The following is a 9,379-nucleotide window of genomic DNA, read 5'->3' on the forward strand; positions in this document are numbered from 1 at the left end:
ATGCCATCGATTTGGTACGCTTCTTGCCAATCGAACTGAATGATTTGAGGTAGTTGGCAGTGCGCCGAGTCCCAATACTCAATCTGCTGAAATCATGGCGGCCAATGACCAGCCCGACGGCGCTCGTCATGATCGCGGGCGTTGTCCTTCCGATGATCGTTCTGGCAGTGGTCTCGCTCAGTGCACCGCGCGACTTCGGCGGCGTCTCGTGGGGCGACTTCACTGCCGGGGCATACGAGCGGATTCTCTTCGATCGGGACTGGGATGGGGGACGCGTCCTTCAGCAGGGTTATCTCGCCATTTTCATCAGGTCGATGTCCATGGCCGTACTGACCACCGCGGGATGTCTGCTGATCGCGTTCCCGACGGCGCTGTTCATGGCGACGCGCTCCCTGAAGTGGAAGGCCACGTTGCTGATCCTGATCACGATCCCGTTTTGGACCTGCGTCGTCGTCCAGATGTACGGATTGATCATCGTCATTGCGGACGACGGCCTCTTGAATCAGATGTTGTCCCGAGCCGGCCTCATGCATGGCCCGCTCGGATTGCTCTACACCGATCTTGCGACGCTGATCGGTCTCGTCTATGCGTTCACGCCGTTCATGGTCCTGCCGATCTTCGCTGCGCTTGATGACTTCGACTGGCGATTGGCCGAAGCGGCCTACGATCTGGGGGCACACAAGCCGGCGGTACTTGTCCATGTCGTCGTACCGTGTTGCCGTCCGGGCATCATGGCAGGAATCGGGCTCGTCTTTGTTCCGGCGCTGGGTTCCTATACGATCCCGGGTCTGCTCGGCGGTAACCACGCTTTCATGATCGGCAATCTGATCGACTTCCAGTTTGCCGGCGGACGGGATTGGCCATTGGGCGCCGCGATGTCGTTCGCGTTGCTCACCGCTGTGCTTCTGGCGATGCTCGCGTCTCGACTAGGTTCGCTCTTCCAACGGCAGGAGCGCGTTCATGATTTCGCCTGAACTGCGCCGGTTTCCGCTGACCGCAGCGATCGCGTGCGCGGTGCTGGTGTTCCTCTATCTGCCGATGCTGACCGTGATGGCGATGAGCTTCAACGTCGGCCCGTCGGCCCTCATATGGGACGGGTTTGGCATTCGAGGTTACGTTGAGGCCTGGTCCGATCCGACGCTGGTTCGCGCCGCGAAGAATTCACTGTTGCTGGCGCTGGCGTCGACGGTGCTCTCCACCACGCTCGCGACGAGCGCGGCGGTCGCCTGGTGGTCGAGAAGTGACCGGCGTGGTTTCGATTCGGTCGGACTCGTCATTGCGCTTCCGCTCGCGATACCTGAAATCGTGCTGGCGATCGCGACCATGATGCTGTTCTCGATGTTCGAGTCAGAGCTTGGATTCGGCGCTGTTCTGTTTGCTCATGTGGTGTTCAGTGTGCCGCTGGCCTATCTGCCGATCAAGGCCAGACTCAAGACGATCGATCGCACGCTGCTCGAGGCGGCCGCGGACCTGTCGGCCACGCCATGGGCTGCATTTCGGCAAATTACCGCGCCTTTGGCTCTACCCGGCATCATCGCAGGGGCTTTGCTGTCATTCGTCGCGTCGATGAATGATTACGTCACCAGCTACTTTCTCGCCGGCGCCGGCATGACCACATTGCCGATGTATATCTTCGGTGCATTGAAGATCGGAATCACACCCAAGGTCAGCGCCGTGTCAACCGTCGTCATCGGCCTTTCGACAATCCAACTGACGGTAGTCTGGATCATCGGTGCGCGAGGTAAAAGAAGATCCAGGGCCGAGCAGTCCGAGATACACCACGCCAATCTCCACGCAATAGGAACAGCATGAAAAAAACAATCGGAGCGATGTTGCTTCTTGCCGCTGTCACGACCCAGGCCGCCGAGCTACATATCGGAAGCTGGCCGAACATCCTGCCTGTCAATTTGCTCAAGAAGTTCCAGGCTGATACCGGCATCGAGACGACACTCGACACCTATGCGAGCGATGCAGCGCTGACCCAGAAACTGCAGGCAGGAGGAGGGGGGTACGACGTTGTGGTCGCCGGAGATTACTACGTTCCGGTGCTCGTGAAGTCCGGCCTTCTGCTCAAGCTCGACAAGCGCAAGTTGCCGAATGTCGCAAACATCAAGCCTGAGTACCGTCATCCGTCGTTCGATCCCCAGCGGGACTACGCGATGCCATTCACGGTCGTCCTGACCGGGTTTGCCTACGACAGCGCGCGTGTGCCGGGCGGACGCCTCGACGATAGCTGGAAGTCGTTCTTCGAGCCCCCCGTCGCACTTCGCGGCGAGGTCGGCGATCTGGACGTCGAGGAGGAACTGTACATGGCAGCGAGCTGGTATCTGGGACAGGATGAATGCACCGAGCGCCCCGATGATGCGAAACGCGTCCTCGACGTACTGCAGAAGCAGAAACCATTCGTGAAGACCTATAGCAACGACGGAACGGTCGATCGTCTCGCGTCCAGGCAAATCATCGTTCAGCACGTCTGGAACGGTGCGGCTGCGCGAGCACAGGATCGCTTGCCGACTATCCGATTCGTGTATCCGAAAGAGGGCGTCCGGCTGTTCATGGACAGCCTGCTTGTTCCGGCAAAAGCGCGAAATGTCGACTCGGCCTACAAGTTCATCGACTGGATGATGCGACCCGAGAACATCGCGCTGGTGACGAACGCGCTACGGTACAGCAACGAGATTATCGGATCGGAGCGCTACATTGATCCTGCGCTGCATGACAATCCTGCAATCAAGACGCCGGAGCAGTATAAGGATCGACTCAAGCCTTACAAGATGTGTTCACCTGCAGCGATTCAACTGCGTAACAAGGTCTGGCTGAAGCTGAAGGGAAATCAATGAAGCGCGCTGAACGTCGATGGTGTCCCGGATGACCGGTCCGCTCTGGCAGAAGTGGAGTCGATCGTGAACGAGGCGCGCCGCGCAAGCGCGCCAGCCACTGCCTCTGCCCGAATCACCCAATGCGGTTGTCGTCCCCAACGGGGATCGAACACCAGGGCACGGAGCCGGTAATCTGTCGCCGGCCCTGCCTGTGTTCGGCGACTCGCGAGATCTCAGCGCAGGCGGTTCGCGATCCCCCTCTCGATCGCGCTTTTGATTTCATACGGGTGTGGTGCGTCTGATTCATATAATTCGCATCCCTATATTTATTGATCGCAACATCCGAGAACCAAGGTGAGTGCTTGGCGCTCTTCTCTTCGAGAATACGATATGCAAAGCTACCGTGATTTGAAAGAGCAGATTCAGGAACTTCAAAAGCAGGCTGAGCTTGCCCGCACTCAGGAATTGGCGAGTGCGGTTAAGGAAATACAAAAATTGATCGAGGAATTCGACCTGATGCCGGAGGACCTGTTCTCTGAACGCAAGCTCAAGCTGCGTCGCGGCAAGCGTCGCGGCCCGGCCACTGTAAAGTATCGCGATCCGGAGTCTGGCGCCTTATGGAGTGGGCGGGGACGAGAGCCTCGGTGGATCGCTGGCCGGGCAAGGGAACAGTTCCTGATCCATCGGTCGAATTGGATCGCGGAGCCGGCGACATCATCGGCAACCGATGCGCTGAGTTGACTTGCCATGCCATCGTCCGTCGTCACGCATCATCCCGAATACGGTCGTTGGCCGCTGAGTGCCGGTCCGGTTCATGCATAGGCTTATGCCCTGCCATGTCCATATCCATGTCGCTCGACCGAATTCGTGTTGCGTTGGGACGCATTCGTGCTCGGGTTTCGAGTTGCATTCCCGCGGCGAATCGCAAGCCAATCGGCCTTCAATCGTCGAGCGATCTTGTCGAGGATCCGAGCGGGGCCGATGTGGTCCTCGCCGCTACCATTTCTGCCGTCAGAGCGGAAGCGAGTGTCTCCGAACTCGAAAGTCTCGAAGTTCGGCACGCGAGGCTGCCGACCGCGCATTTTCCGAGCACTCGCGCTCACATAGACCTGATCGGCTCACGTGTCCGGAAAGCTCAGTTCCACGCCGCACGCGCCCGCGCCCACGCCAACGCTGCGGTTTTGATTTTCATGGGTGGAACGGAGGATCACTTGGGTTCGCCGTTGGAAGACCTCAAGCGCCACGCGGAGCAAGCGAAACAGGCGCAAGTACTCGCAAGTGATCTCCTGGAAATTTCGCTCACGTTAGAGCGCAGGGAAAAATCTCGTTCCCCGCGATGCCGATGAAGACACGTTTCAAAGTCCGGCCTCTCGGAGTCAAGCGCGTAAGCGTGTTCTTTTCCGTTGCATGAAGCGACCCCGCGAAGGAATGCCTGTGAGCTTGGCCGGGACCGACAACGGTGCTGGCAATATCCGCTGCGCCGCGATGGTCGTGTTCGCGACGATCGTGATGAAGTGGCTGCATTGATGCGCGCCACGTTGCCGGGCGGTATGGGCAACGCGTGATTGCCGGAATGATGGACGATCGCACGTTCCCGCGTACAACACGCTTCGCTTCCCGCAAACACTGAACGACAGAATGTGCCGGAATCGATTTCGACGCCGGCACATTCAGCGTACCGGCCGAAACGCTGCCGCGGGCCGCGGTCGGCCTCGCAACGGAGCCGTATCGCGATTCGATGAGAATTTCAACGTGTCGCGTCACGCGCGCGAAACGCAGCGACACGTTACGCGTCGTGCCCGCGCGAGGCTTGTTTCACGTCGCGGCCACGAACCCCGTCATACCGCTGCGCGCATTGGCGTCGGCCGCGAGGCGTCGTTCCGGTTCCGTCGCATGGATGCGATTCCATGCAAGTACCTTGGGGGTCATCAGCCGGTGCGAAAGCGGCGGAATCATCGCGACGACGATCGTCGTCAGGTAGCCGCCGATCATCGTCGGCGCGTCGGCAAACGGCTTGAGATCCTGATAGGGTACTTCGCCCTGAGCATGATGATGCGAATGGCGCGTCAGGTTGAACATCGACCACGAACTGATGCGTCGATTGGTATTCCATGAATGGCGTGGCTGGACCGGCGTGCCTGGATCGCGAACGATACAGTAGTGCTCCATGTAGTTGACGATTTCCAGCAGCGCCTTGCCCTACAACGCGCAGAGCAGGAAGTACACGCCCGTTCGCGGCCCGCCGATGCCCCATGCGCTTGCGCCCAGGGGCCGGCGGCTGATGCTCGAGCGGGTGGGCGCGTTCCCGTCGCAACAGTCGACCGCCCAACTGCTGAACATGACGCCTCGCACCTTGCTCCGGCGATTGGCCGACGACGGAACGTCGTATCGCGAGATACTCGAAAACGTGCGCCACGCGCTGGCGGTCGAGAGCGTGAAGTCGGGCAAGCTCAGCCTGCAGGAAATCGCGTTCCTGCTCGGCTACGACAGTCTCGGGAATTTCCGCCGTGCATTCATCCGCTGGGAGGGCATGTCGCCGTCCGAATTTCGTCGGGCCGAAACCCGATCGTGAAGCGTCTCCAGCGACGATCCTGTCCTCGTGAGGGCCGATCGCGGTGGTGCGCGTTGCCTGCCGAACCAGATGACATGTGCGCGTACGCATCGGGCTCACGGCACCCGGAATCTGTATCGCGAAGAGCAAGCAGCCGACACGCGCCGGCCCATATCCGGCACCGGAGGGATTCCGCCCGTCGCGACGTCACCCGCCCGTCACCGGCGGGAAAAACGCGACCTCGCTGTCCTCCCGCACCACGAATTCACCCGTCACCATCTCGAGGTTGACGGCCGCGCGCACGGGCCGGTCCATCCGCAGCGCGTCCGCGCTGCGGGCGTCGCGCGCGGCCAGCGTGCTGCGCAGCGCGTCGACGGTGAGTTCGCGTGCGTCGACCTCGACGGTTTCCTCGTCGCGCTCGAGTTGTTCGCGAATGCTTGCGAAGTATTTGATCGTCAGTTTCATTGCGATGTCTTGAATGGAGTCGGCGGAATCGGAAAACGCGCGGTGGACCGGCTCAGCCCCAGCGCCGCATCGCCTGGTCGTCGTGCGCCTTCGCCTCGACCCAGCCGGATTCGCCGTCGTGCCGGATCTCCTTCTTCCAGAACGGCGCGTGGGTCTTCAGGAAGTCCATCAGGAATTCGCACGCATCGAACGCACACGCGCGATGCGCGGCGGCCACCACGACCAGCACGACAGCCTGGCCGAGCGGAATGCGCCCGACGCGATGCACGATCTTCACCGCTTCGAGCTGCCAGCGCGCGCTGGCTTCCTCGACGATGCTCCAAAGGGCCTGCTCGGTCATCGTCGGGTAGTGCTCGACCTCGAGCGCGACGACATCGTCGACATCGCCTTCGTTACGCACGACGCCGAGAAAATTCACGACCGCGCCGACATTCGGATTGCGAACGATCGGCGCGAGCTCCGCGCCTGCGTCGATCGGCGCGTACTGCACGCGCACTTCGAAGCCGGCGGTAATCGCGGGCGGCGGTTCGTGGTGCGGGTCGGCCGCATCGACGGGAGGCGGGTGGCCGCCGGCACGCAACGGATCGTCCGGCAGCCCGGCAGGGGATTCGGTGAAGGTCGTCATGACTGGCTCTCCATTTGGCGGCGCGTGCGGTGTCGCGCGGCGGCGCTCAGCCGCCGACGAGCGACATGCGCACGGTCGGATAGGTCTTGCCCGGCACGCGGGCCGGCCGCGCGGCCCGGCGCTCGGAATAGCGGTCGTCGCGGTGCGTCCAGCGATCGCGCACGGCGGCGGCGAGGTCGGCGCTCGACGCTGCTTCGTCGAGCCACGGCCGCAGGTCGGTGCCTTGCGTCGCGAACAGGCACGTATAGAGTGTGCCGTCGGCCGACACGCGGGCGCGCGAACAGGTGCCGCAGAACGGATGCGACACGCTCGCGATGAAGCCGACCTCGCCTGCACCGTCGATGTGCGCGCAACGGATCGCGGTCGCATCGTGCGCCGGTTCGCCGACGAGCACGAGCGGATAGTGCGCATCGATCAGTGCGCGCATCTGCGCGGCCGGCACGACCTTGTCGCCCGACCAGAAGCTCGCGCCGCCGACATCCATGTATTCGATGAAACGCACGGCCACGCCCGTATGCCGGAAGTGCCGCACGAGCGGCAGGATCTGGTCGTCGTTCACCCCGCGCTCGATCACCGCATTGACCTTGACCGGCGCGAGCCCGGCCGCCTGCGCGGCCTCGATGCCGGCCAGCACGCGCGACACGGGCACGTCGGCGTCGCTCATCCGGCGGAACATCGCGTCGTCGAGCGCATCGAGGCTGACGGTCACGCGCGACAGGCCCGCGTCGCGCAGCGAACGCGCTTTCGCGGCCAGCAGCGAGCCGTTGGTCGTCAGCGCGATTTCGACGGGCTTGCCGTCGACGGTCGTCAGCGCGGCGAGGCGTTCGATCAGTGCTTCGAGGTTGCGGCGCAGCAGCGGCTCGCCGCCCGTGATGCGGATCTTTTCGACGCCGAGCGACGTGAACGCGCGGGCGATCTTTTCCAGTTGCGCGAACGACAGCCGTTCGGACGACGGCATGAACGCATAGTCGGCGCCGAAGCTTTCGCGCGGCATGCAGTAGCCGCAGCGGAAATTGCACTGGTCGATGACGGACAGGCGCAGGTCGCGCAGCGGGCGGCCGAGCGTGTCGGTCGGGCGGGGGAAGGCGCCGGGCGATGCGCCGCCGGAAGCTGCGGCGGCGGCCGGCGCGGCGGAAACGATGGCATTCACGATCGGTTCGTCGGCCTGCATGAAGTAAGCGAAGGGGCGGCGCCGGTCGGCCGTGCGCATGCCGAAATGGCGGCGCACGGCGCGTGACGAGCCTCCCCGTGAGGATAGTCCGCCGGGTTTTTCCGGCAGGGACACAATCGCGCCCGAATTGCAGGAATACAGTTCGCGGTGCGGGACGCGCGGCGCATGCGCGGCAGCGGCAGCGAGCGCGTGTCGGGCGTCGCGCTCATGCGAGCCACGGCGCGAATTCGTAATACGGTACCGCGTCGCCGTTCGCGATGCGTCGCCCGGCCGGCAGCCGGGCCAGCCCGCTCGCCTGCACGAGCGACTGCAGCGTGCCGGCGCCTTGCTGGCGCAGCGTATCGAGGACGGGCATGCCGTCGAGGCCGACCGTGCAGTGCACGCGCACGAAGCGCTCGCGCTGCGCGTCCGGTTCGAAGTCGCCGTCGATCGGCAGCGACGGCACGATCGGCAGGCGTGCGGCGCGCCCCTGCAGGCGGCGGATCAGCGGCGCGACGAACAGCGCGAACGCGGTCATCGCCGCGCCGGGGTTGCCGGGCAGCAGCACCACCGGCCGCGTGTCGAGCCGCGCGAGTGCAACCGGCTTGCCGGGCTTCATGCGCACGCCGGCGACGATGAACGATGCGCCGAGTGCGTCCAGCGCGGGGCGCAGCAGATCCTTGTCGCCGACCGACGCGCCGCCGACGCAGATCACCAGGTCGCAGCCCGCGTGCAGATCGCGCAGCGCGCGATCGACGGCGGGTGCGGTGTCGGCGGCATGCAGACTCATCGCGACCTCGGTGCCGGTGCCCGAGACCAGCGCGCCGAGCATCGGCGCATTGCTGTTGTAAATCTGTTGCGGCGCGCGCGGCTGGCCGCACGCGACGAGTTCGTCGCCGGTCGTCAGGATGCCGACGCGCAGCGCCGGACGCACGTCGATACGCGCGAACCCTTGCGCGGCGGCCACGCCGACATGCATCGCGCCCATGCGCACGCCGGCCGGCACGAGCAGGTCGCCGGCGCGCACTTCCTCGCCCCGGCGGCGGATGTGCGAGCCGCTGCGCTGCGGCGCGTCGAACGCGACCCGGCCGTCCTGCTCGTGCGCATGCTCCTGCATCACGACGGTGTCCGCGCCGGGTGGAATCAGGCTGCCGGTGAAGAGGCGCGCGGCCGTGCGCGGGGCCAGCGGCGCCGGCATGTCGCCCGCGTAACAGCGTTGCGCGACGTGCAGCGGCTCACCGAGTGCGAGATCCGCGTGACGCACGGCGTAGCCGTCCATCGCACTCTGGTCGGCCGGCGGCTGGTCGAGCACGGCGGTGAGCGGCGCGGCCAGCACATGGCCTGCCGCTTCGGCGACCGGGACGGACAGGGTGGCCCCGAGCGGCGCGAACGCGCTCGCGAAATGCTGCTGAGCGGTATCGAAATCGGTCAGTGGTTTCATCAGGAGAAGTCCGGGTGTGCTTGCGCAAGCGCCGGTTGGTCGGGGTGAACGGCGTCGGGCGACACGTACTCGACGAAGCCGTCGTTGCGGCAGAAGCCGAGCAGCCGCACGCCGGCTTCGCGGGCGACGTCGATCGCGAGCGACGTCGGCGCCGAGATCGTCGCGATCATCGGGATGCCGACCCGCGCGGCCTTGCGCACCAGTTCGTAGCTCGCGCGGCTCGACAGGAACACGAAGCCGTCGTGCAGGTCGGCGCGGCGCCGGGCGAGCCGGCCGATCAGCTTGTCGAGCGCGTTGTGGCGGCCGACGTCCTCGAACACGTCGAGCA

At 64.2% G+C, this 9,379-nt stretch carries 12 protein-coding genes; 6 read left to right on the plus strand and 6 right to left on the minus strand.

Going from position 1 to position 9,379, the window contains the following annotated elements:
- The first annotated feature begins 104 nt into the window (after positions 1-104).
- From DPV74_RS27420 to DPV74_RS27440, 5 genes are all read left to right on the plus strand, one after another.
- Positions 105-974: an ABC transporter permease gene (locus DPV74_RS27420; protein ID WP_091921643.1), complete on the plus strand. Its 870-nt coding sequence runs from the start codon at positions 105-107 to the stop codon at positions 972-974.
- Entirely contained in the window at positions 961-1,812 is an 852-nt protein-coding gene (locus DPV74_RS27425) for an ABC transporter permease (RefSeq protein WP_091921645.1), read from the plus strand. The genes DPV74_RS27420 and DPV74_RS27425 overlap by 14 nt, the downstream gene beginning before the upstream one ends.
- Entirely contained in the window at positions 1,809-2,840 is a 1,032-nt protein-coding gene (locus tag DPV74_RS27430; protein ID WP_059695812.1) for an extracellular solute-binding protein, read from the plus strand. Before DPV74_RS27425 ends, DPV74_RS27430 begins: the two co-directional genes overlap by 4 nt.
- Positions 2,841-3,209: 369 nt before the next feature.
- Complete coding sequence (locus tag DPV74_RS27435; protein WP_059695810.1) at positions 3,210-3,560, plus strand: H-NS family nucleoid-associated regulatory protein; 351 nt, start codon at positions 3,210-3,212, stop codon at positions 3,558-3,560.
- A gap of 95 nt (positions 3,561-3,655) precedes the next feature.
- Positions 3,656-4,165, plus strand: a complete 510-nt coding sequence (locus tag DPV74_RS27440; protein ID WP_143066121.1) for a hypothetical protein — start codon at positions 3,656-3,658, stop codon at positions 4,163-4,165.
- 469 nt (positions 4,166-4,634) lie between these two features.
- Here the strand turns inward: DPV74_RS27440 and DPV74_RS27445 are convergent, their stop codons facing one another.
- The gene (locus DPV74_RS27445) at positions 4,635-4,988 is read right to left on the minus strand and encodes a fatty acid desaturase (protein WP_240440026.1); all 354 of its coding nucleotides are present in this window, start codon (positions 4,986-4,988) and stop codon (positions 4,635-4,637) included.
- A 4-nt stretch (positions 4,989-4,992) separates the two neighbouring features.
- On the opposite strand from DPV74_RS27445, the gene DPV74_RS27450 reads away from it, so the two are divergent.
- Complete coding sequence (locus DPV74_RS27450; protein ID WP_240440027.1) at positions 4,993-5,391, plus strand: helix-turn-helix transcriptional regulator; 399 nt, start codon at positions 4,993-4,995, stop codon at positions 5,389-5,391.
- Between the two features lie 186 nt (positions 5,392-5,577).
- Here DPV74_RS27450 and moaD read toward each other — a convergent pair whose 3' ends face one another.
- The 5 genes from moaD to DPV74_RS27475 all read right to left on the minus strand — a co-directional run.
- Positions 5,578-5,835 (minus strand): molybdopterin converting factor subunit 1, encoded by a 258-nt coding sequence (gene moaD, locus DPV74_RS27455; RefSeq protein ID WP_021157913.1) that lies wholly within the window; start codon positions 5,833-5,835, stop codon positions 5,578-5,580.
- A 52-nt stretch (positions 5,836-5,887) separates the two neighbouring features.
- Positions 5,888-6,460 carry a molybdenum cofactor biosynthesis protein MoaE gene (locus DPV74_RS27460; protein ID WP_021157914.1) on the minus strand — a complete coding sequence of 191 codons (573 nt, stop codon included), beginning with the start codon at positions 6,458-6,460 and terminating at the stop codon, positions 5,888-5,890.
- A gap of 46 nt (positions 6,461-6,506) precedes the next feature.
- Positions 6,507-7,631 (minus strand): GTP 3',8-cyclase MoaA, encoded by a 1,125-nt coding sequence (gene moaA / locus DPV74_RS27465; RefSeq protein WP_059695825.1) that lies wholly within the window; start codon positions 7,629-7,631, stop codon positions 6,507-6,509.
- 205 nt (positions 7,632-7,836) lie between these two features.
- Positions 7,837-9,051 (minus strand): gephyrin-like molybdotransferase Glp, encoded by a 1,215-nt coding sequence (glp, locus tag DPV74_RS27470; protein ID WP_119338319.1) that lies wholly within the window; start codon positions 9,049-9,051, stop codon positions 7,837-7,839.
- Positions 9,051-9,379 (minus strand): formate dehydrogenase accessory sulfurtransferase FdhD (locus DPV74_RS27475; RefSeq protein WP_205571947.1); only part of this gene is annotated, 329 nt, incomplete at its 5' end. The genes glp and DPV74_RS27475, both read right to left, overlap by 1 nt.

The sequence above is a fragment of the Burkholderia sp. HAN2018 genome (assembly GCF_024704855.1).
Lineage (GTDB): Bacteria > Pseudomonadota > Gammaproteobacteria > Burkholderiales > Burkholderiaceae > Burkholderia > Burkholderia cepacia.

Coding starts and splice junctions, on each gene's coding strand:
- DPV74_RS27420 (WP_091921643.1), top strand. CDS start 105: ATGACCAGCCCGACGGCGCTCGTCATGATCGCGGGCGTTGTCCTTCCG.
- DPV74_RS27425 (WP_091921645.1), top strand. CDS start 961: ATGATTTCGCCTGAACTGCGCCGGTTTCCGCTGACCGCAGCGATCGCG.
- DPV74_RS27430 (WP_059695812.1), top strand. CDS start 1,809: ATGAAAAAAACAATCGGAGCGATGTTGCTTCTTGCCGCTGTCACGACC.
- DPV74_RS27435 (WP_059695810.1), top strand. CDS start 3,210: ATGCAAAGCTACCGTGATTTGAAAGAGCAGATTCAGGAACTTCAAAAG.
- DPV74_RS27440 (WP_143066121.1), top strand. CDS start 3,656: ATGTCCATATCCATGTCGCTCGACCGAATTCGTGTTGCGTTGGGACGC.
- DPV74_RS27445 (WP_240440026.1), bottom strand. CDS start 4,988: ATGGAGCACTACTGTATCGTTCGCGATCCAGGCACGCCGGTCCAGCCA.
- moaD (WP_021157913.1), bottom strand. CDS start 5,835: ATGAAACTGACGATCAAATACTTCGCAAGCATTCGCGAACAACTCGAG.
- DPV74_RS27460 (WP_021157914.1), bottom strand. CDS start 6,460: ATGACGACCTTCACCGAATCCCCTGCCGGGCTGCCGGACGATCCGTTG.
- moaA (WP_059695825.1), bottom strand. CDS start 7,631: ATGCAGGCCGACGAACCGATCGTGAATGCCATCGTTTCCGCCGCGCCG.
- glp (WP_119338319.1), bottom strand. CDS start 9,051: ATGAAACCACTGACCGATTTCGATACCGCTCAGCAGCATTTCGCGAGC.